The following is a 20,746-nucleotide window of genomic DNA, read 5'->3' as shown; positions in this document are numbered from 1 at the left end:
GTTGTCGCATGTGTTCGGCTACTCGACGATCACGACCGGACTGGTGATGGCGCCGCGCGGCATGGGCACCATGGTATCGATGATTCTGGTCGGCCGACTGGTGCGCCTGGTGGATCCACGATATCTGGTGATAACCGGGTTGCTGCTGACAGCACTGTCGCTTTACATGATGACCGGCTTCTCGCCGCAGATGGACAGCGCACCGGTCATCTGGACCGGTGTCATCCAGGGCCTTGGCCTCGGTCTGGTCTTCGTGCCGCTTTCGACCGTGGCGTTTGCGACGCTCGATGTCCGGTTCCGCACCGACGCCGCCAGCCTGTTCAGCCTGGTCCGCAATATCGGTTCGTCAATCGGCATTTCGGTGGTGACATTGCTCCTGTCCCGCTCTGTGCAGATCAATCATCAGGAACTTGGCGCCTTCATCAACCCGTTCAATCCAGTCTTGAAGGGCCTGTTGCCCGGATCGGCGACCGATCCGGCGATGCTGGAAGTGCTTGACGGACTGGTCAACCAGCAATCACTGATGATTTCGTACAACAATGATTTCAAGCTGATGATGCTGGTGACGCTGTTCGCGGTTCCGCTGGCGCTGATGCTGCGCAAGCCGAGGGCCTCGGCGGCCACCGCGGCGCCTGCAGCGGCCCATCTGGACTGAGGCAAGGGAAGATCTGACACCCGCATCCGGGCACAGGCCCGAATGCAGCGATCAGCTCCCGGTGCGACGGCCCGAAGCGTCGAAGGCGAGAATACGCGCCGGATCAATCGCCAGTCCGATGCGGGTGCCCTCAGCCGGCGGTCGCATCTCGCCATCAATGCGCGCAACCATCTTGTCGCCTGCCGCGGTCACGCCATGCACGAGGGTTTCCGCGCCCAGCGGCTCACAGAACGCGATATCGAAATCGATCAGGCCTGCGCCCGCGGCAACGAGTTCGATATGTTCCGGCCTTACGCCGATGACGGCTCCGGGCGCCAGTGCTGCTTTGCCTGAACGGATCTCGTGGCTGAGAACATTCATCGGCGGCGAACCGATGAAGCCCGCGACAAACAATGTCGCCGGATTTGCGTAGACTTCAAGCGGCGCCCCGATCTGTTCGGCAATGCCGGCGTTCATCACGATCATCCTGTCGGCCAGCGTCATCGCCTCGACCTGATCATGGGTCACATACAGCGCCGTGACGCCAAGTTTGCGCTGCAGCGCCTTGATCTCGAGTCGCATCTGCACCCGAAGCTTGGCGTCGAGGTTGGAAAGAGGTTCGTCAAACAGGAACACCGCCGGTTTGCGCACGATCGCGCGCCCCATGGCGACACGCTGGCGCTGACCGCCGGAGAGTTGCCGCGGCTTGCGATCGAGATAAGGTTCCAGCTCAAGCATCCGAGCCGCTTCCGTGACCCGCGACAGGATCTCGGGCTTGGGGACATTGGCGATCTTGAGGCCATAGGCCATGTTGTCGTAGACGCTCATGTGCGGATAGAGCGCGTAGTTCTGGAACACCATGGCGATATCGCGTTCGCGCGGCTCAAGCGTGTTGACCACGCGGTCGCCAATGTGGACATCACCAGAAGTGATGGTTTCGAGGCCCGCGACCATGCGCAGCAGCGTTGACTTGCCGCAGCCGGACGGTCCGACGATGACAATGAACTCGCCATCGGCAATTTCCGCGTCGATGCCGTGAATGACTTCGGTGCGGCCGTAACTTTTCCTGATCGCTTCAAGTTTGATTTCAGCCATGGGAATTCATTTCTCGCTTTCGACCAAGCCCTTGACAAAGAGCCTTTGCATGCCGACCACCACCAGCACCGGTGGCAGCATGGCCAGCATGGCTGTCGCCATGATCACCGGCCATTCCACGGTCTGGTCGCCGGTCGGCAACATCTGCTTGATGCCCATGATCACGGTGTTCATGGAAGGATCGGTGGTGATCAGCAATGGCCAGAGATACTGGTTCCAGCCATAGATGAACAGAATGACGAAGAGGGCCGCGATGTTGGTGCGCGACATCGGCAGCAGGATATCGATGAAGAAGCGGACAGGGCCGGCACCATCCACGCGCGCGGCTTCGGTCAGTTCATCGGGGATGGTCATGAACAATTGCCTGAACAGGAACGTGGCCGTTGCCGAGGCGATCAGCGGCAGGATCAGACCGGTGTAGCTGTTGAGCAGCCCGAGACTGGCCACGACCTCGTAGGTGGGCACGATGCGCACCTCGACCGGCAGCATCAGCGTCATGAAGATCAGCCAGAAGAACAGCATCCGGAACCGGAACTTGAAATAGACGATGGCGTAGGCCGAAAGCAGCGAGATGATGATCTTGCCGATGGTGATGCCAAGCGCCATGACCAGCGAGTTGACCAGCATCTGCCACACCGGCGCCACGCCACCGGTCAGCAGCGCCTCAAGATAGTTGTCGAAGAAATGCGGCCCCGGCAGCAGCGGCATCGGTGGCCGGATCAGTTCGTCCTGGGTCACCGTCGAGGCAACGAAGGCGATCCAGATCGGGAAACAGATCACCGCGATACCGAAGATCAGTCCGGCATGGGTGAGCCAGGTGCCAAGCCCACGTTTTTCGACCATGCCGCTCATCAGTAATGCACCCGTCGTTCAATGAAACGGAACTGAACCACGGTCAGCACGCCGACAAGCGCCAGAAGCACCACCGACTGGGCTGCCGATGAGCCCAAGTCCTGACCAACAAAACCATCGGCGAAAACCTTGTAGACAAGAATGGTTGTGGATTGCTGCGGTCCGCCCTGGGTGATGGTGTGGATCACGCCAAAGGTGTCAAAGAATGCATAGATGATGTTGACCACAAGCAGGAAAAACGTGGTTGGAGACAGCAGCGGAAAGACGATGGTCCAGAATCTGCGCCAGAAGCTGGCGCCGTCGATCGCGGCGGCCTCGAGGACGCTTTTCGGAATCGCCTGCAGACCGGCAATGAAGAACAGGAAATTGTAACTGATCTGCTTCCAGGCCGAGGCCGCCACCACCAGCGCCATGGCCTGACCGCCATCGAGATTGTGGTTCCAGGCATAGCCGAGCTCGGACAGCATCCAGGCGATGATGCCGGTGAACGGATTGAACATGAACAGCCACAGCACCCCGGCAATCGCGGGAGCCACGGCATAGGGCCAGATCAGCAGCGTACGGTAAGCGCTTGATCCCTTGATGACGCGATCAGCCAGCACAGCCAGCCACAGTGCGAACGACATCGCCGAGACGGTGACCAGCACGGAGAAGATTGCGGTGGTGAAAAAGGATTCCCGGTAATACCGGTTGCTGAAGAGATATTCGAAGTTTCCAAGACCTACGAACTGGGTCTTGAGTCCGAACGGGTCCGGAATGAAGGCGGACTGGTAAACCGCCTGCCCTGCCGGCCAGAAGAAAAACACGAAGGTGACAAGCAACTGCGGGGCGACCAGCAGATAGGGCAGCCAACGGTTGTCAAATACGACGCGTTTTTCCATGGATCACCGGCGCTAAAGAGAAGCCCGGCGGAGCCATTGAGGCCCCGCCGGATCAATTGTGTTAGCGGTTGGCCTGCTCGAAACGGCGAAGCAGTTCGTTGCCACGGTCGTTGGCCGAATCCAGCGCATCCTTTGCGGACTTGGACCCGTTCCACACACCTTCGAGTTCTTCATCGATGATGCCGCGGATCTGGTCGAAATTACCCAGACGCAACCCCTTGGAATTGGCGGTCGGAGCCTTGCCGGTCATCTGGATGATGGCAATGTCGGTGCCGGGGTTTTCGTCATAATACCCGGAAGCCTTGGTTGCTTCGTAAGCTTCCATGGTGATCGGCAGGTATCCGGTGTCCTGGTGCCATTTGGCCTGGATATCGGAGCTTGAAAGGAAGTTGAAGAACGCGGCCACGCCGTTGTATTCTTCCGGTGTCTGGCCCTGCATGGCCCACAGGGATGCGCCACCAATAATGGTGTTCTGCGGCGCACCTTCCACTTCGCTCCAATAAGGCAGCGGGCGGATGGCGAAGTCGAAAGTTGCTTCCTTCTTCACACCTGCGTAACCGGCCGAGGATTCGGTGTACAGCGCACATTCGCCAGCGCGGAATGGTGCACCGCCTTCGTTGCGACGGCCCGAATAGATGAACTTGCCATCTTTGGCCCACTGGCCCATGGCCTCGATATGCTTGACCTGAACGTCGCCATTCAAGCTCAGCTCGGTATCAACGCCTGCGAACCCGTTCTCTTTCGAAGCAAAAGGAACATTGTGGTAGGCGGAGAGGTTCTCGAGATGAACCCAGCTCTGCCAAGCGGTCGTGAGCGGGCATTTGTTGCCCGATTCCTTGAGCGCATCAAGAGCGGTCCCGACCTTGTCCCAGGTCGACAGATCCATTTCCGGATCAAGACCGGCGGCCTTCAGCGCGTCCTTGTTGACGTAGAGGACCGGTGTCGAGGAATTGTATGGCAGTGACAGCATCTGACCGTCGGTGGTGGTGTAATATCCTGCAACAGCGGCAAGATAGACCGACTGGTCAAACGGCAACCCGGATTCTGCCATCACCTCATAGACCGGCTTGATGGCGCCCTTGGCGGCCATCATGGTGGCGGTGCCGACTTCGAAAACCTGAAGAATGTCCGGCTGTTCACCAGCCCGGAACGCGGCAATGCCGGCATTCAGCGTTTCAGAATAATTGCCCTTGTTGGTGGCAACCACGACGTAGTCTGTCTGGGACGCATTGAACTTGGCGACCTGCTCATCAAGCAACTCTCCAAGGCGTCCGGTCATTGCATGCCAGAAATCAACCTGAGTGGCGGCGCTGGCTGGCGCGACGCCCGACATGAGTGCGGCGACAACGCCGGCGGCGATGAATTTTTTCATTTGAACTTCCTCCCGTGCTGGGAAACGCGTGAAAACGAACGTAACCCGAAAGGGAAACGTAACCCCGGCAGATTTACCGTGCAAACGAAAACAGCTGTGTGACAACGGTTGTGGATAACGTCCAACCAACCCTCTTAATTTCAACAGGCAATCAGCTCGATTATCAGGAAAATCCATAAACTTATTTTTCCACCAAAAGGCCGGGCCGGGCTTTCCATTCCACACCGCATTGCGCATCATGTGCGCTGCAAAAACCAACCGACACAAATGTGCGAGGGGCCCTCATGTATGATTATGCTCTCCTTTGGGAATGGCTCAGCCTGGCCACACGCTGGCTGCATGTGATCACGGCCATCGCATGGATCGGATCGTCGTTTTATTTCATCGCGCTCGATCTTGGCCTGGTGCAGCGTCCCGGCCTACCCGAAGGCGCCTATGGCGAAGAGTGGCAGGTCCATGGTGGCGGGTTTTATCACATCCAGAAATACCTGGTGGCGCCGCCGAACCTGCCCGAACACCTGACCTGGTTCAAATGGGAGAGCTATGCGACATGGCTCTCGGGCGTCGCCATGCTGGGCGTGGTCTATTATGCCGGGGCCGAGCTTTATCTGATCGACGCCAACGTGCTGGATGTCACCGCGCCGGTGGCAATCGCAATTTCGCTCATCTCGATCGTGCTTGGGTGGATCATCTATGATCTGCTGTGCAAATCGCCGATCGGCCAAAGCACGGCCGGGCTGATGGTGGTGTTGTTCGGCGTGCTGGTGGCGATGGCCTGGGGGTATACCCAGGTGTTTACCGGCCGGGCCGCGTTGTTGCACCTGGGCGCGTTCACCGCCACCATCATGACCGCCAATGTGGCGATGATCATCATCCCCAACCAGAAGATCGTCGTGGCTGACCTGAAGGCGGGCCGCACGCCCGATCCGAAATATGGCCGCATTGCCAAGCAACGCTCGCTGCACAACAACTACCTTACCCTGCCGGTGATCTTCCTGATGCTGTCCAACCACTATCCGCTGGCGTTCGCCACCCAGTGGAACTGGCTGATCGCAGCACTTGTGTTCCTGATGGGCGTGACCATCCGGCACTGGTTCAACACCGTGCATGCGCGCAAGGGCAAGCCGCACTGGACCTGGGCCGCGACCGTCGCCCTGTTCATCGCCATCATCTGGCTGTCGAGCCTGCCGCGTACCGACGAAGTGATCGAAGAAGCCTCACTGGCGCCGGTGCATGAGCGATTTGTCGCCAATGCCCATTTCGAGGCTGTCAGTGAAACCATTATGGGCCGCTGCTCGATGTGCCATGCGGCAGAGCCGTTCTGGGACGGGATCGCGCGTGCGCCCAAGGATGTGAGGCTTGAAACCGATGCCGACATCGCTCGCCATGCGCGGGAAATCTACATTCAGGCGGGGCGCAGCCACGCCATGCCGCCGGGCAATATCACCTTCGTCGAACCGGAAGAACGGGCTTTGATCGTCGCCTGGTACGAATCCACCATCGCGGGCGATAGCGGTAAATGAGCGTGAAACTTCTGCGCGGACGGGTGCTCAGTTTCAAATCGCGCCCGCAGGCCCGTGACGATCATGGCAGCTACCTGTTCGTGGAGGACGGCGCGTTACTCGTCGAAAACGGACGGATTGCGGCTTGCGGCGCCTATGACGAGATCAGGCTCCGATCGCCGTCGGGTATCGAGGTGATCGATCACCGGCCACTCATTCTGATGGCCGGCTTCATTGACCCACACATTCACTTTCCGCAGATGCAGGTCACGGCCAGCTATGCGGCAAACCTGCTGGAATGGCTCAACACCTACACCTTCGTCGAGGAGCAGAAATTCGCCGATGCGGATCATGCGGCCCGCTTCGCCAGGCTTTTTTTTGACGAATTGCTGCGTCAGGGCACCACCACGGCGGCAGCCTATTGCTCGGTGCACAAGGGCTCTGCCGACGCCTATTTCGCCGAGGCCGCGCGGCGCAACCTGTTGATGGTCGGCGGCAAGGTGATGATGGACCGGAACGCGCCGGACGCGCTGACCGACACCGCTCAATCGAGCTATGACGACACCAGGGCGTTGATCGAGGCCTGGCACGGCAAGGGCCGCAATCATGTGGCGATTACGCCGCGCTTCGCCATCACATCGAGCCCGGCGCAACTGGAAGCCGCCGGAACGCTGGTGCGCGAGCATCCGGACCTGCTGATACAAACCCACCTGTCTGAAAACAACGCCGAGATCGCCTACACACTGGAACTCTATCCGGAGGCAAAGGACTACACCGATGTCTATGCGCGTTACGGCCTGTTGACCCGCAAGATGTTGCTGGGCCACGCCATCCACCTGTCGGACCGGGAGATGGACGCCATTGCGGATGCCGGGTCTGTCGCGGTGCATTGCCCCACTTCCAACCTGTTTCTCGGCTCCGGGCTGTTTGATCTCAAGCGCATCAGGGAACACGGCGTGCGCACCGCTATTGCCACCGATATCGGCGGCGGATCGAGCTATTCGATGCTGCGGACCCTGGATGAGGCCTACAAGATCCAGCAATTGCGCAATCACCGGCTGCCCCCGATCGAGAATTTCTGGCAGGCCACACGCGGCAATGCCGAAGCTCTGGGGCTTGTGGACCGTATCGGAACGCTGGAGCCTGGAACCGACGCCGACATCATAGCGCTCGACACAAGCGCCACACCGGCGATGCGGATCCGCATGGAGACCGTGCAGACCCTGGAAGAGGAACTGTTCGTTCTGCAAACGCTGGGGGATGACCGGTCCGTCAGCCAGGTCTATGTCGCCGGAGAGGCTGTCCGTCCAGTATAGATACCTGACGCGCGTCGCATTCAAACGCCTTGAGATGCCGCGCGTCAGTTCCTTGTTCTTGCATGTCGGAACCGCAAATCCGCTGCATTTTTTGCGCGGCAGGCATGAGATTCGGCGCTGTCATAATTTCGTCTTAACTTTTGGTTAACTCTTTTCATGCAAGCTGTTTGTCAGCAGCAGTCCTTACGAGGGTTGCTTATAAGTCGCGTGAGCACGGATGTACTGCCACGCGGCTTTCGCTTTTTCCGGCCCGCCGGTTTTTCCTTAGAGCACCCAAAAACCTCCGCCTCCGGGCGACACACGGGCCGGGGCGCGCCTGTCAGCTGCCGCGATAGGTTGAATAGCTGTAGGCGGAGATCAGCAGCGGCACATGGTAATGCGCGCTGGTGTCGGCAATGCCGAAGCGGATCGGGATCACGTCCAGAAACGCCGGATCTGGCAGCGTCGTGCCGGTCGAGCGCAGATAGTCTCCGGCGTGAAACCGCAGTTCATAAACCCCCTTGGCAAGGTCAACACCGGTCAGAAGCGGCGCATCGACGCGGCCATCATCATTGGTTTGGACGGTCTTGAGCAGATGATGTTCAAGTCCTTCGACCCGCATCAACTCGACCACCATTCCGGCGGCGGGGCAGCCGCGGGCCGTGTCCAGCACATGGGTGGTCAGGCGTCCGGTTGGAAGCGGCATGGCGGACATCGGCGTCTCCTTGGTCAATTCGGTTCTGTGGCGATCAAATAGGGCGCATCGTAGCCGGCTTCTTCGAGATTGGAGCCGCCGCCTGCCCGATCCATCACCAGAAAATCGGCTGGTTGCCCCACCGCGATCAGCGGGTGATGCCAGACATTGGCGGCGTACTGCACGCCAACATGGCCCGGAACCAGGAATGCGCGCGGCTGCCCCGGTTTGCCATCGGCATCGAGGGCGACGACCGCGATCCAGGGCCGGCGTGTGAGCGGAAAGAAAGCCTGGCTGCCCAGCGGATGGCGCTCCATCATGTCGACCGGATAGGGAAACGCGCGCGGCTGGCCGCGAAACAGCGACAGGATCGTGCGCCCGCCTTCGGCTTCGGTATCGGCCATGGCCAGCGCATGAAACCGCTCGGTGGTGCCGCCATTGATCATCCGCTTTTCGGCAGCGTCGATATCCATCACCGTGCCGAACGGCGCGAACGCTTCCGCGGTCAGAGGTTCGAGGTCAAGCTTTTGCATGGATGCTCACATTTCCGCCAGAAGAGAGGTTATGCGAAACCCGGCGATCTTTTCGACCTGCGCGCAGGCGGTTTCGAACTCGGTTGCCTGATCATTGCCGATCCGGGTCTCGAAGGCTGACAGAATGCTGTCCTTGTCGTGCCCCTTGACGGCAATGATGAAGGGAAACCCGAAACCGCTCATGTAGCGGGTGTTGAGCTCGGTGAAGCGGGCATGCTCGGCCGCACTCAGCCGGTCAAGGCCGGCGCCGGCCTGCTCGGATTTCGATTCCTGCGTGAGATCACCAGAGATCGCCAGCTTTCCGGCCAGATCGGGATGGGCGCGCAACACGTCCATCCGCTCGGCATGACTGGCGGCACGAAACTCGGCGCATAGCGCCTGATGAACTGCGTTTGCCTGCAGCGGTTCAGCAATGCGGCCATGATCGTAAGCCCGCTCGGCAATCCAGGGCGAGTGCTCGAAGACACCGCCAAACCGGTCGACAAAGTCAGTGCGGGCATTCATCGCTGTGTCTCCGGATGGTGATGGGCATGCCAGTGATTGGCGATATCAATGCGGCGGGTGATCCAGGCCTTGTCATGAGACGCGACATAATCGAGGAACCGCGCCAGTGCCGCGGCGCGCCCGGGCCGGCCGACAAGGCGGCAATGCAGCCCGATCGACATCATTTTCGGACTGCCGGCAGCGCCTTCGGCCATCAGCACATCGAAAGTGTCCTTGAGATAGGTGAAAAACTGGTCGCCGGAATTGAAGCCCTGCGGGGTGGCGAAGCGCATGTCGTTGGCATCGAGCGTATAGGGCACGATCAGATGCGGGCCCTTCGGTCCGCCGACCCAGTAGGGCAGGTCATCGGCGTAGGAATCGGCTGAATAAACGAAACCGCCCTCCTCCATGACGAGCTGCAAGGTATTGACCGAAGGCTTGCCCTGATAGATGCCCAGCGGCCGGGACCCGGTCACTTCGGTGTGGATGCGGACACATTCGGCAATGTGCCGGCGTTCTTCGGCTTCGGTGAAATCCTTGTATTCGAGCCATCGAAGCCCGTGGCTGGCAATCTCCCAGCCGGCTTCCTTCATCGCAGCAACAGCTTCCGGGTTGCGCTGCATGGCGAGAGCAACGCCATACACCGTAACCGGCATGTTGCGCTCGGTGAACATGCGCCAGAGCCGCCAGAAGCCCGCGCGGGAACCGTACTCGTAAAGCGATTCCATATTGGTGTTGCGCTGCCCCGGCCATGGTTGTGCGCCAACGATTTCCGACAGCAGGTTTTCCGACGACGGGTCGCCGTCGAGAATGCAGCTTTCGCCACCTTCCTCATAGTTGACGACAAACTGGACCGCGCAATGCGCGCCGCCCGGCCATTGCGGGTCCGGCGGTGTGCGGCCATAGCCGATCATGTCACGGGGATAGGGTGTCTTGCTCATGAATCCGTCCATTTAGGTTTGCGGCGAACGGTACCAGCACCGCCTCAAATGTCGAGACCTCGACTTTGAAGAAAAACCGCAAGCTGTTGCAGCGATTTCAGCCGGTCACAGTTTTACCGGCAGCCTTGGCGGCATGGTATTCGACCGAAAAGCTGTGGGGCATCTCGGGACCCTTTGTCCCGGTCACTTCTGCAACAACGCAATCGGCCATGCGATGAGCTATGCCGAAGCTGATCTTGAATCCGCCGGCCATGGCCAGCACGCCGGGCGCGCCGGGAACCGGACCCAGCATCGGATCGCGACCAATTGCGCGGGGCCGGACACCGGCCCAGCGCCGTAATACCGGCGCGTGCTTGAGGACCGGGCAGAGCTTGCGCGCCCTTGCGACAATTTCGTCGAGTTGGGTATCGGTGCTGACCGGGTCGTCATAATCCCGTTCGCTGGTCGAACCCACCGCGACATGACCATTGTCGTGGACAAGCACATAGACCCCGTCATGGTAGACCAGCGGCAAATCGGGGGATGCCTCGGCATCGAGCAGCGCCGCCTGCCCTTTCACTCCGCCGCCCAGAGCCCCGGCGGGAAGACCTGCCGCACGCGCGATCAATGGAAATGCACCAACACCGCTGGCGAGCGCGATGTGCCCGTAGGTGACCACCGATCCGTCGGACAGTCGGGCCTTGTGCTCCCCCGGCGTGACATCCATCACCGCAGTGCCGACACGCAGATCAACATTGGGCATCACCGCAAGGCTTGCCAGGAGCGCCCCGAGCAAACCCGGCGGCGACAGTCTGGCCGAAAGCGTTTCATGAACCACGCCGTGCGGAGCGCGCAGCATGTCCGGCCATCCGGACCTGACGGGCGCGTGGCTGACTTCCTGGCTGAAGCCCGCGCCCCAATTGGTGCGGGCCTCGGCAATCTGATCGATGGCAGCGCTTCGCCCGCGCTCTGAGGTCAAGGGCAGAATGCGGCCAACGCGACGGTAACCGCACCTGGTTCCGGTTTCCGATTCCAGCCGCGCCACTTCATCTTCGAGATCGACCAGGGCGCGGAACTGGAAGTCCTTCTTGCCGTTCCAGCGTTCGGGGCTATGCGGCATCAACGCGCCCAGAAACCCGCCGCTGGCGCCACAGCCGGGAGTGCCGGGATCGACCAGCATGACCGACAGGCCGGCGCGAGCCGCTTTCAGGGTAAGCCACAGGCCCGCAACACCCGCGCCGGCGACCAGGAGATCGGGAACAGCTTGACCGCCGCGCACCACGCCGTTATCGGCAACACCCATGATCGATCCTCCTGACACCGATGACGACGCAAGCCTGCAGCCCAAACAGCTGTCCTGGCACGAAGGCGATATGCCCTATTCGGAGGAATTTGGCGACTTCTATTATTCCCGCGCCGATGGCCGGGACGAATGCCGGCATGTGTTTCTGTGCGGCAACGGCCTGCCCGGGCGGTTTGCCGGACGGCAACGCTTTGTCATCGGTGAACTTGGCTTCGGCACCGGGCTCAATTTCATTGAGACCTGGTCGGTCTGGGAAGCTGCGGCCCCGGACGGGGCGTTGCTGGAGTTTCATTCCTTCGAACTGCACCCGCTCAAACGCAGCGAAATGGCGCGCGCCCTGACCACATGGCCGGATCTGGCCGACAAGACCTCGCAACTGGCCGCGGCATGGCCCGATGAGCCATCGGGTGACATCAGGATTGATTTTCAGAGCGCCGGAAAGTCGCTCAGACTGTATATTTACACCGGGATGGCACTCGAAGCGCTCGGTACAGCGCGATTTGCTTCAGACGCCTGGTATCTTGACGGCTTCGCGCCTGCGCGCAATCCGGACATGTGGTCGCCGGAGTTGATGCGCCTGGTCGCGGAGCGGAGCGTCCAGGGCGGGACGTTTGCCACCTACTCCGCAGCCGGCTGGGTGCGGCGCAACCTGCAGGCAGCCGGGTTCACAGTGGAAAAACGCCCCGGCCATGCGGACAAACGCGACATGAGCGCCGGCGTTCTTGGTGCACGCGATATCAGCCCTGATTGATCCGGGCCGAAATTTCGGCGGGTAACCATTCCCGTATCTTCGCTTCGAGCTTTTCCGGGCTGATCGGCTTGGACAGATAGTCATCCATACCGGCTTCCAGGCACCGCTCCTTGTCACCGGTCAGGGCGTGGGCGGTGACGCCAACGACCGGCGTCCGGCCAAGTCGGGAATCCTCGGCTTCGGCCTTGCGGATCGCCTGGGTCGCCTGATGTCCGTTCATCACCGGCATGGAAACATCCATCAACACCATTGACGGGCGGTGACTCTTCCAGAGCTCAAAGGCGCTGCCGCCATTGTCGGCAATCTGGTAACGCACACCAAACTCCTCGAGGATCTGCGTGAATACAATCTGGTTGACCTCGTTGTCCTCCGCCACGAGTACATCAAGATGGCTGTGAGGCGAAGCCTCGTTCCGCACCGGTGCTGGCTTTCCCTGATCCCGGAGGCGGGATTGATCCGGCCTTTGTTCTGAAGCCTGCGCCGGGGCCGACTGCGCCAGAGCGGGAATACCGCCGCCTGCAGTCTTCAATCCAGCCGCAGCGCGTGGCGCCACCTTGCCCTGCGATTGGGCAGTGACCTGCAGCACCTCGACAATGGTTTCGAGAAGCAGCGACGAGCGCGCCGGCTTCATCAGCGTGGCCTGCACGATACTTGACCTGATGTCGGTGTCGGAAGATTTGATGTCCATCGACGTCAGCATGATGATCGGCGGGTAATCAGCACCGAAATTCTGCCTGATGAGGCGTGCGGTCATCACTCCGTCCATGTCCGGCATGTGGTAATCAAGAATGATCGCGTCGACAGGCACCGCAAATTCCGCGGCAGCCTTGAGCACCTCGATGCCCTCCTGCCCGGAAACGGCGGCACAGGCATCAAATCCCCAGGCGGTCAATTGTTCGTTCAAAATGGCACGGTTGACCGCATTGTCATCGATGACAAGGACCCTGGAGCCCGTCACGTCGATTGGTGCAATCCGGACCGGTGCGGCATTGGCGTCAACCGGAAGTGCAATTTCGACAGTGAACACGGAGCCTTCGCCATCAACACTGTCGACGCTGATCCGGCCATTCATCAGACTCACCAGCCGCGAGGTGATTGCCAACCCGAGCCCGGTACCTTCATGTCGGCGTGTGGAGGAGTTGTCGACCTGGGAGAACTGCTCGAAGACCGCCTGGAGCTTGTCTTTCGGTATTCCGATTCCGGTATCCTGCACCCGGAGCTTCATTTCAAGCGCGTGGTCCGCGTTCACGGTTCCGGTCAGTTCGATCAGAACATGGCCGGCTTCGGTGAACTTGATGGCATTGCCGGCCAGATTGGTAATGATCTGGCGCATCCGCCCCATGTCGCCGATTACGCGGGCCGGAATTTCAGGATCAATGCGGACAATAAGCTCGATGTCCTTTTCCGCGGCACGGCTGGAGACCAGGGTCGCGACATCCTCGATCGCCTCGCGGATGTCGAACGTGGCCTCATCGAGAACCATTTGCCCGGCGTCGATTTTCGAGAAGTCCAGAATATCGTTGATGATGGTCAATAGCGCATTGCCGGACTTGACGATAATGTCGGTGAAGGTGCGCTGGCGCGTATCCATTTCGGTCCGGGACAACAGCTCCGCCATCCCCAGAACGCCGTTCATGGGAGTGCGTATTTCGTGGCTCATGTTGGCGAGGAACTCGGACTTGGCGCGATCGGCGATCTCGGCCTTGCCGAGCAGTTCCTTCAGTTCGTCTTCGCGCGTCTTGGCTTCAGTGATGTCGGTATAGGTAACGATCATCATTTGATTGGCTGTCGGTTTTGCGTCAATCCTGAGCCACCGCCCGTTAACAGCCTGGCGTTCGAGCGAGTGGGCTATTCCCTCCCGATGGTTTTTCAGGATCATCGCCCGGGTTGCTTTGGCATTTTCCTCATCGCCATAATCACCACGTTCCTGGCAGTAGGCGAAATATCCATCGAGCGTGTTGCCCGGAGCCACCACTTCCGCCGGCACTTCGAGCATTTCCATGAACGCATCATTGGAGAACTGGATTTTCTCCTGACTGGTGACAAGCAAACCTTGCGCCATGGCTCCGGCAGCGCCGCTGAGCAAATCGCCGGCGCGCTCGGTCTCGGCGCGGGCAAGAACCAGTTCCTTTTCGCGCTGCTTCAGTTCGGTTACATCAAAATACGAGATCATCCGCTTGCCCTCGGAAAGAGCCCGAACCGAATAGATCATCGTCCTGTCGTCGGCGCGGGCAAACTCCCGTGGTTCGACATACCCTTCACGAATTTCCTCGAGCCGGGCCTCGACGTATTTCTCAAAATTCTCTTCGGCAACCTGATAGATCCCGTTATGCCGATTAACGTCTATGAGCCGCCGGAAGGGTGCTCCGATATAGGCGTCTTCGGGCTGGATTTTCCAGATCCGGAAGAAAGCATCGTTGATCAGTTCAACATGGTGTTCACTGTCAACCACCACCACGCCCATGTGCATGGCATCGATAACGCTTTCGAGGTCGGAGCGGTTGATCTCGGCAAGCCGGCGCGCATCGAAGATTTCTTCTTCGCGGCGTTTCATTTCACTTACATCGATGGTCGTTCCCAGGAGATACCGGCGGCCGCCGGGATCGGTGAAGCAGACTTTCCGGTCAATCAGTTTGAGCTGCTCGCCCTTGGCGTTGGTGATATCCGCCTCGCTCTCAATGACTTCATTTCCATTCATCACCTTGATATCGACATCGCGCAATGCCTGGCCATGGTCGCCGAACATCGAATAATCGTCTCGGCCAATCATGTCTTCGCGGGGAATACCGGTTAACTGACCATGGGCGCGGTTAACGTATGTATAGCGGTACGCCTCATCCTTGACGAAGCTCGAGACCGGCATTTCGTCGAGGATAGCGCGGAACATCTCGTTTTCCGCCACCTTGCTTTCCAGAGCGGTTTCGCGCTCCTTGAGATTGGTGACATCGATCCGCAAACCCAGTGTGCAGCCATCGTTGAGTGACCTGTTGACAATGCGAAGCCAACGGCCGTTCTTGAGCTGCTCGACTGTTGGCTTGCCAATTTCGCGGTGCTCGAAAATCCGTTTCTCGATCCAGGCACTGCGGGCGTCGGGATCTTTCTCGGCGTCGATGCTGCAGGTGATTTCGAGGATCGACCGTAATGTCTGCCCGACTTCAAGCCTATAATCCGGCGCAGTGATCGCATCCATCGCCGGATTGACGTAGAGCAAAACATCGTCCGGATCATAAAGCACGATGCCGACATCCATGCGGTCGAAGATTTCATTGAACCTGTTCAGCATGGAGATATCAGAAGCAGCACTTTGCGGCTCGGAATGGTCCTGGTGCTGACTGGCCTTGTCCGGGGCGACCCAGCGCATCATCCCGCCGTCAGGCAGCGGAGTCTCGCGCCAGGGACCGGTCGCGGATTTATGAGAATGACTTTCCGCCACGATCCTTCCGCTTCCGTCAATCACCGCCACTGGCTGAGCTGCCGCTTCTATGGCAGCCTGAAGAAGCTTGTGGTCTCCGCGCACCGCCGTCTCCGAGCTCGGATTACTGACGTCCGGGAGAACCGGATTCTGGATTTCGGACCGCGCGGCATCCGGCTCAGCCTTGTGCAGCGGCCCGGTCTCGAAACGGACACCCGCAATTGGTTCGAAATGCCCGATGATGAAGGTTTTTCCGGTGGATTGACGCTTTCTGTGAATGCGAACGCGGTAGCGCCCGCCTTTCAAGGGATGCGCAAACAGGGCAACCTGGTCTTTTCCAAAAACAAGGCTGCGGCGCTCTTTCTCATCGCGGTCATTCTGCTCGACCGAATCAAAATGCTGATGACTTTGCTGACCAATGAGCAAGCCAGGCAGGCAATCCCACATTCTTGCGTAAGCCGCATTCACGGCAACATATCTAAGCTCTGAATCCTTGACAAATGCCGGATTCGGATCGTTTTCGATCCGCGCGCATGCATCCGCAAGCTCGTTATCGCCTTCCGTACTTTCCACCTCACCCATCCGGCAACCCCACTGATGCACGTCTTGGCCCGTCTCGCAGCCTGTCACATTGCATACCGGCTTTGAAGAAAACGTTAACCATGAGTTACACAATAGACTGGACTGCTTACGCGAGACTTGTCTGCGCTGCACGTGAAGGGGCAAAGCGAGAATATGCACTCCGGCACGGCTTGCAGGAAAGAGTGGTCCAGCATAGCGTCTCGCACCAGTTGGGCCGCGACCGGGCGATTCCGAAGCGGCGTGCAAAACCGGAACGCGACGGGACCAGGTTCAAATGAGCAAGCTTGACGATATTGTACCCGCAGCCATTGAAAACACCGCAGGCGCACCCGAGCGGCGCAGACGTGCGGGCGGCGGACGCGGCGGAGACCGGGGCAAAGGCAGAAAAGGCCCGGCCACCTTGCGCTACCGGTCTATTCTCAACACCCAGGATCCTTCCCTGTTGCTGTCCGAGGAAGGACTCGAGGCGATTCACGAAGCCTCGCTGACCGTGCTCGAACACATCGGCATGGACTTCATGCTGGCCGAAGCCCGCGACCGGCTGAAGGCCGCCGGGGCGACTGTCGTGGCCGGCTCCGAGCGGGTGCGGCTTGATCGCAGCCTGATTATGGACATGGTCGGAAAGGCGCCGGGACCATTCACGCTGCATGCCCGCAACCCCGAACGCAATATCGCCATCGGCGGCCGCAACATTGCATTTGCCCAGGTTGCCTCGGCGCCGTACTGCGCGGATCGCGACAATGGTCGCAGAACCGGAACCCAGGAAGACTTCCGCAACCTGATCAAGCTGGCACAATCCTTCGACATCATTCACATGACCGGCGGCTACCCGGTGGAGCCCACCGATCTGCACGCCTCAGTGCGCCATATCGATTGCCTGTCCGATCTGGTCAAGCTCACGGATAAGCCCTTCCATGCCTATTCGCTGGGCAGGGAGCGCAATCTTGATGCACTCGAGATCGCGCGCATCGGTCGCGGAATCAGTGCGGAACAGCTCGAAGCCGAACCCTCTTTGTTTACAATCATCAACGCCTCATCGCCGCTTCGCTACGATGCGCCGATGCTGCAAGGCATCATCGAAATGTCAGCGCGCAACCAGGTAGTGGTGATTACACCGTTCACGCTGGCCGGCGCGATGGCGCCGGTGACCATCGCCGGCGCCCTGGTGCAGCAAAACGCCGAAGCCCTCGCCGGCATTGCCTTTACGCAGATGGTCCGCCCCGGCGCTCCGGTGGTTTATGGCGGGTTTACCTCCAATGTCGACATGAAGTCGGGCGCACCGGCCTTCGGCACACCGGAATACATGAAAGCGGTGATGGCCGGCGGGCAGCTGGCGCGGCGTTACGGGATCCCTTACCGCACGTCCAACACCTGTGCAGCCAACACGCTGGATGCCCAGTCGGCCTATGAATCGATGATGTCGCTGTGGGGCGTTGTTCAGGGCGGCGGCAACTTCATCATGCATGCGGCCGGGTGGATGGAAGGTGGCCTGACGGCGTCGTTCGAGAAATTCATCCTCGATGTCGACATGCTGCAGATGGTGGCCGAATTCCTGGCGCCTCTGGATACCAGCCCCGAAGCGCTGGCCATGGATGCGATACAGGAAGTCGGCCCTGGCGGTCACTATTTTGGAACCGCGCACACACTGTCGCGCTATGAAACCGCGTTCTACTCGCCAATCCTGTCTGACTGGAGGAATTTCGAAAGCTGGAGCCTGGCCGGACAACCGACCACCTACGATCATGCCAATCGCCTCTGGAAGGAAACTCTCGCCAATTACGAGGCGCCGCCGCTGGATGAAGCAATTTCAGAAGAACTCGATGCTTTCGTCGCGCGGCGCAAGCAAGAGGGCGGCGTGCCGACCGACTTCTGATCAGGCTATCATCCGGATTTTGCGGTTGGTGAGCCAGACGCCGACAACGGCGATCAGGGTCCCGAGGATCATCGGCAGGGTCAGGGTCTCGCCAAAGAGGAACCAGCTTTCGACCGCCACCGCCGGCGGCACCAGATAGGTCAGCGATGCGGCGCGGGACACCTGACCGCGCCGGATCAGATACAGAAGCAGCATGATCGAGACCAGGGACAGGCCGAGTACAGACCAGCCCATGGCCAAGGCGAATTCAAGGCTCCACACTATTCTCAGAGGCTCGAACACCAACGCCAACGGCAGCACCACCAGCAGACCGCCGACATATTGCAATGCCGCGATCGCGCGCAGATCGCCTTCCTGCAGATACCGCTTCTGGTAAATGGTGCCAAAAGCCACTGACGCCATGGCAACAACGTTGATCAGCAGAGGGATCAACGCCACCTGCAGCATTGCCGCATCAAGCGCCAGAAGACGCGGCAGAATGGCCACCGTCAGGCCGGCGAAGCCAAGACCCACGCCGAGTTTCTGCGCGAAGCTCAAACGTTCTCCCACGAGATACGGCGCCGCGGTTGCTGTCAGCAACGGTTGCAACGCGGCGATCAGGCCTGAAACCGGCGTCGGTACGCCCTGCTCGATGGCCCACCAAACTCCGCCAAGATAGATGCCATGCAAGAACACGCCGGACAGAATGGCGTGTCTCCAGCCGGCGCGGGTGCTGGGCCAGGCAACCCGGCTGGCAATCGCGATGACGCCAAACAGTGCCGCCGCAAGGGTGAACCGGACGCAAAGAAAGGTCAGCGGATCGGCATAAGGGCTGGCATATTTCGCTACGATCCATCCCGTCGACCAGAGCACGACGAACAGGGCTGGCGCGATACGGTCAAGCGTCATCAATTCGGGCCTTGTTTCCAGAGCGTCAGGACTATCCCTTGGGTGAATCCGTCGCTTCGGAGGGTTAGTCGTGGCCCGCATGTTGTGCAAGTCTCTTGCCCCTGAGACAACAAGAACAACGGCTCGAGCGTCCCGTGATTGCGACCCATTGGCAACATTGACGGAAATAATCACGCATTTGCCGCAGAGCGGAGAATTCCTGCACGCTTCTTGCTTTCTGAATCCCGATACGATCTTATGTGGTCAAAAGGGGAGCGCCAAACACGTGCCTTTCGATGAAATGCTGACTTCGGACAACCTTCCGCGAGCACCCTATGAGGGGTACTTCAAATGGCATTCAGAGCAAAAACCCTCGGAACTGATCAAGAAGTCCCGGGACGCGGAAAACATCTTCCGCAAGACCGGGATCACCTTTGCTGTTTACGGCAAGGAGGACTCGGCAGAACGGCTCATTCCGTTTGACATCGTGCCGCGCATCATCTCCGGTTCGGAATGGCGCAAGCTGGCGCAGGGGATCGAGCAACGGGTGATGGCGCTCAATGCCTTTCTCGATGACATCTATCACAAGCAGGAAATCATCAAGGCCGGTCGGGTTCCCCGGGCGCTGATCGAACAGAATGATGCGTTCCTGCCCGAAATGATCGGGATGCGTCCTCCCGGCGGCGTCTATACCCACATCATCGGAACCGACATCGTGCGCACCGGCGAAGGCCAGTTCTATGTTCTGGAAGACAATGCGCGGACACCGTCGGGCGTTTCCTACATGCTCGAAAACCGCGAAACCATGATGCAGATGTTTCCTGAACTGTTTCATCTCAACAAGGTGCGGCCGGTCGAGAACTACTCGAAGCTTCTGCGCCAGAGCCTGGCGGCCCTGGCCCCTCCCGGCTGCACCGGCAAGCCGCGGATCGCGGTCTTGACACCGGGCATCTTCAATTCGGCTTATTATGAGCATGCATACCTCGCCGACCAGATGGGCGCCGAACTGGTTGAGGGCTCGGATCTGCGGGTGGTCAACGGCAAGGTGGCGATGCGAACCGTGCAGGGCTATGAGGCAATCGATGTTCTCTACCGCCGGGTCGATGATGATTACCTGGACCCGCTGACGTTCCGGCCGGACTCCACACTTGGCGTCCCCGGCATCATGGATGTCTATCGCGCGGGCAACATTACGATCGCAAATGCGCCGGGCACCGGGATTGCTGACGACAAGGCGATCTATTCCTACATGCCGGAAATTGTCGAGTTCTATACCGGTCGCAAACCGCTCCTGGAAAATGTACCGACCTACCGCTGTTCCGAACCCGACACACTGAAATATGTGCTGGAGAACCTGGCTGAACTGGTGGTCAAGGAAGTCCATGGATCGGGCGGTTATGGCATGTTGGTGGGACCGGCTGCGAGCAAGCGCGAACTGAGCGAATTCGCAGCCAAACTCAAATCAAAACCAAGCAATTACATCGCCCAGCCGACGCTGTCGCTTTCAACCGTGCCGATTCTGACCAAAAAAGGTTTGGCACCACGGCATGTGGATCTGCGCCCCTATGTTCTGGTGTCGAACAAGGTCCAAATCATTCCCGGCGGCTTGACCCGGGTGGCGCTCAAAGAAGGCTCGCTGGTCGTCAATTCCAGCCAGGGAGGCGGCACCAAGGATACCTGGGTGCTGGAGGATTGAA

Annotated in this window: 18 protein-coding genes; 7 read left to right on the top strand and 11 right to left on the bottom strand. The window is 59.6% G+C overall.

Annotation, left to right across the window (positions count from 1 at the left end; all coding sequences use genetic code 11):
* Window positions 1-655 (top strand): MFS transporter (locus ABJN75_RS07780; protein WP_348438417.1); only part of this gene is annotated, 655 nt, incomplete at its 5' end.
* A gap of 51 nt (window positions 656-706) precedes the next feature.
* Here the strand turns inward: ABJN75_RS07780 and ABJN75_RS07775 are convergent.
* The 4 genes from ABJN75_RS07775 to ugpB all read right to left on the bottom strand — a co-directional run bounded on the left by ABJN75_RS07775 (window position 707) and on the right by ugpB (window position 4,834).
* Window positions 707-1,729 (bottom strand): sn-glycerol-3-phosphate import ATP-binding protein UgpC, encoded by a 1,023-nt coding sequence (locus tag ABJN75_RS07775; protein ID WP_348438415.1) that lies wholly within the window; start codon window positions 1,727-1,729, stop codon window positions 707-709.
* Window positions 1,730-1,735: 6 nt separating this feature from the next.
* Window positions 1,736-2,572: a sn-glycerol-3-phosphate ABC transporter permease UgpE gene (ugpE, locus tag ABJN75_RS07770; protein WP_348438421.1), complete on the bottom strand. Its 837-nt coding sequence runs from the start codon at window positions 2,570-2,572 to the stop codon at window positions 1,736-1,738.
* Window positions 2,573-2,580: 8 nt separating this feature from the next.
* Entirely contained in the window at window positions 2,581-3,462 is an 882-nt protein-coding gene (ugpA, locus tag ABJN75_RS07765) for a sn-glycerol-3-phosphate ABC transporter permease UgpA (protein WP_348438413.1), read from the bottom strand.
* Window positions 3,463-3,523: 61 nt separating this feature from the next.
* On the bottom strand, window positions 3,524-4,834 hold the full coding sequence (gene ugpB, locus ABJN75_RS07760; RefSeq protein ID WP_348438411.1) for a sn-glycerol-3-phosphate ABC transporter substrate-binding protein UgpB: 1,311 nt from the start codon (window positions 4,832-4,834) through the stop codon (window positions 3,524-3,526).
* Between the two features lie 284 nt (window positions 4,835-5,118).
* Between ugpB and ABJN75_RS07755 the strand changes: the two genes are divergently transcribed.
* Together ABJN75_RS07755 and guaD are read left to right on the top strand one after the other, a co-directional pair.
* Window positions 5,119-6,357: a urate hydroxylase PuuD gene (locus ABJN75_RS07755; protein ID WP_348438409.1), complete on the top strand. Its 1,239-nt coding sequence runs from the start codon at window positions 5,119-5,121 to the stop codon at window positions 6,355-6,357.
* Window positions 6,354-7,652 (top strand): guanine deaminase, encoded by a 1,299-nt coding sequence (gene guaD / locus ABJN75_RS07750; protein WP_348438407.1) that lies wholly within the window; start codon window positions 6,354-6,356, stop codon window positions 7,650-7,652. Before ABJN75_RS07755 ends, guaD begins: the two co-directional genes overlap by 4 nt.
* A 319-nt stretch (window positions 7,653-7,971) precedes the next feature.
* Here guaD and uraH read toward each other — a convergent pair whose 3' ends face one another.
* The 5 genes from uraH to ABJN75_RS07725 form a co-directional block, all read right to left on the bottom strand.
* Window positions 7,972-8,346 (bottom strand): hydroxyisourate hydrolase, encoded by a 375-nt coding sequence (gene uraH, locus ABJN75_RS07745; protein WP_348438405.1) that lies wholly within the window; start codon window positions 8,344-8,346, stop codon window positions 7,972-7,974.
* A gap of 14 nt (window positions 8,347-8,360) precedes the next feature.
* Window positions 8,361-8,858 carry an ureidoglycolate lyase gene (locus tag ABJN75_RS07740; RefSeq protein WP_348438403.1) on the bottom strand — a complete coding sequence of 166 codons (498 nt, stop codon included), beginning with the start codon at window positions 8,856-8,858 and terminating at the stop codon, window positions 8,361-8,363.
* Between the two features lie 6 nt (window positions 8,859-8,864).
* Window positions 8,865-9,362: a 2-oxo-4-hydroxy-4-carboxy-5-ureidoimidazoline decarboxylase gene (gene uraD / locus ABJN75_RS07735; RefSeq protein ID WP_348438401.1), complete on the bottom strand. Its 498-nt coding sequence runs from the start codon at window positions 9,360-9,362 to the stop codon at window positions 8,865-8,867.
* On the bottom strand, window positions 9,359-10,282 hold the full coding sequence (puuE, locus tag ABJN75_RS07730) for an allantoinase PuuE (RefSeq protein ID WP_348438399.1): 924 nt from the start codon (window positions 10,280-10,282) through the stop codon (window positions 9,359-9,361). The genes uraD and puuE overlap by 4 nt, the downstream gene beginning before the upstream one ends.
* 97 nt (window positions 10,283-10,379) lie before the next feature.
* Complete coding sequence (locus ABJN75_RS07725) at window positions 10,380-11,564, bottom strand: FAD-dependent oxidoreductase (protein ID WP_348438397.1); 1,185 nt, start codon at window positions 11,562-11,564, stop codon at window positions 10,380-10,382.
* Here ABJN75_RS07725 and mnmD point away from each other — a divergent pair.
* Entirely contained in the window at window positions 11,563-12,315 is a 753-nt protein-coding gene (mnmD, locus tag ABJN75_RS07720) for a tRNA (5-methylaminomethyl-2-thiouridine)(34)-methyltransferase MnmD (RefSeq protein ID WP_348438395.1), read from the top strand. The two genes, ABJN75_RS07725 and mnmD, sit on opposite strands and share 2 nt — an antisense overlap.
* Here the strand turns inward: mnmD and ABJN75_RS07715 are convergent.
* Window positions 12,302-15,748 (bottom strand): PAS-domain containing protein, encoded by a 3,447-nt coding sequence (locus ABJN75_RS07715; protein WP_348438393.1) that lies wholly within the window; start codon window positions 15,746-15,748, stop codon window positions 12,302-12,304. The two genes, mnmD and ABJN75_RS07715, sit on opposite strands and share 14 nt — an antisense overlap.
* Between ABJN75_RS07715 and ABJN75_RS07710 the strand changes: the two genes are divergently transcribed.
* A complete protein-coding gene (locus ABJN75_RS07710; RefSeq protein ID WP_348438391.1) occupies window positions 15,734-16,216 on the top strand; it encodes a hypothetical protein in 483 nt (160 codons plus the stop codon). The two genes, ABJN75_RS07715 and ABJN75_RS07710, sit on opposite strands and share 15 nt — an antisense overlap.
* A gap of 367 nt (window positions 16,217-16,583) precedes the next feature.
* On the top strand, window positions 16,584-18,182 hold the full coding sequence (locus tag ABJN75_RS07705; protein ID WP_348438389.1) for a trimethylamine methyltransferase family protein: 1,599 nt from the start codon (window positions 16,584-16,586) through the stop codon (window positions 18,180-18,182).
* Here the strand turns inward: ABJN75_RS07705 and ABJN75_RS07700 are convergent, their stop codons facing one another.
* A complete protein-coding gene (locus ABJN75_RS07700; protein WP_348438387.1) occupies window positions 18,183-19,070 on the bottom strand; it encodes a DMT family transporter in 888 nt (295 codons plus the stop codon). It lies immediately after the preceding gene.
* A gap of 280 nt (window positions 19,071-19,350) precedes the next feature.
* Here ABJN75_RS07700 and ABJN75_RS07695 point away from each other — a divergent pair, with 280 nt between their 5' ends.
* Window positions 19,351-20,745 carry a circularly permuted type 2 ATP-grasp protein gene (locus ABJN75_RS07695; protein WP_348438419.1) on the top strand — a complete coding sequence of 465 codons (1,395 nt, stop codon included), beginning with the start codon at window positions 19,351-19,353 and terminating at the stop codon, window positions 20,743-20,745.
* The last annotated feature ends 1 nt before the right edge of the window (window position 20,746 follow it).

The organism is Hoeflea sp. (assembly GCF_039975035.1).
GTDB lineage: Bacteria > Pseudomonadota > Alphaproteobacteria > Rhizobiales > Rhizobiaceae > Hoeflea.
The sequence above is the reverse complement of the archived record's forward strand: the minus strand, read 5'-3'. Positions and strand labels throughout refer to the sequence as shown.

Excerpts from the sequence above, each read along its gene's own strand:
- mnmD (WP_348438395.1), top strand. The coding sequence starts at position 11,563 with ATGATCGATCCTCCTGACACCGATGACGACGCAAGCCTGCAGCCCAAA.
- ABJN75_RS07775 (WP_348438415.1), bottom strand. The coding sequence starts at position 1,729 with ATGGCTGAAATCAAACTTGAAGCGATCAGGAAAAGTTACGGCCGCACC.
- ABJN75_RS07725 (WP_348438397.1), bottom strand. The coding sequence starts at position 11,564 with ATGGGTGTTGCCGATAACGGCGTGGTGCGCGGCGGTCAAGCTGTTCCC.
- uraD (WP_348438401.1), bottom strand. The coding sequence starts at position 9,362 with ATGAATGCCCGCACTGACTTTGTCGACCGGTTTGGCGGTGTCTTCGAG.
- ugpE (WP_348438421.1), bottom strand. The coding sequence starts at position 2,572 with ATGGTCGAAAAACGTGGGCTTGGCACCTGGCTCACCCATGCCGGACTG.
- ugpA (WP_348438413.1), bottom strand. The coding sequence starts at position 3,462 with ATGGAAAAACGCGTCGTATTTGACAACCGTTGGCTGCCCTATCTGCTG.
- puuE (WP_348438399.1), bottom strand. The coding sequence starts at position 10,282 with ATGAGCAAGACACCCTATCCCCGTGACATGATCGGCTATGGCCGCACA.
- ABJN75_RS07755 (WP_348438409.1), top strand. The coding sequence starts at position 5,119 with ATGTATGATTATGCTCTCCTTTGGGAATGGCTCAGCCTGGCCACACGC.
- uraH (WP_348438405.1), bottom strand. The coding sequence starts at position 8,346 with ATGTCCGCCATGCCGCTTCCAACCGGACGCCTGACCACCCATGTGCTG.
- guaD (WP_348438407.1), top strand. The coding sequence starts at position 6,354 with ATGAGCGTGAAACTTCTGCGCGGACGGGTGCTCAGTTTCAAATCGCGC.
- ABJN75_RS07710 (WP_348438391.1), top strand. The coding sequence starts at position 15,734 with ATGACTTTCCGCCACGATCCTTCCGCTTCCGTCAATCACCGCCACTGG.
- ugpB (WP_348438411.1), bottom strand. The coding sequence starts at position 4,834 with ATGAAAAAATTCATCGCCGCCGGCGTTGTCGCCGCACTCATGTCGGGC.
- ABJN75_RS07700 (WP_348438387.1), bottom strand. The coding sequence starts at position 19,070 with ATGACGCTTGACCGTATCGCGCCAGCCCTGTTCGTCGTGCTCTGGTCG.
- ABJN75_RS07695 (WP_348438419.1), top strand. The coding sequence starts at position 19,351 with ATGCTGACTTCGGACAACCTTCCGCGAGCACCCTATGAGGGGTACTTC.
- ABJN75_RS07705 (WP_348438389.1), top strand. The coding sequence starts at position 16,584 with ATGAGCAAGCTTGACGATATTGTACCCGCAGCCATTGAAAACACCGCA.
- ABJN75_RS07740 (WP_348438403.1), bottom strand. The coding sequence starts at position 8,858 with ATGCAAAAGCTTGACCTCGAACCTCTGACCGCGGAAGCGTTCGCGCCG.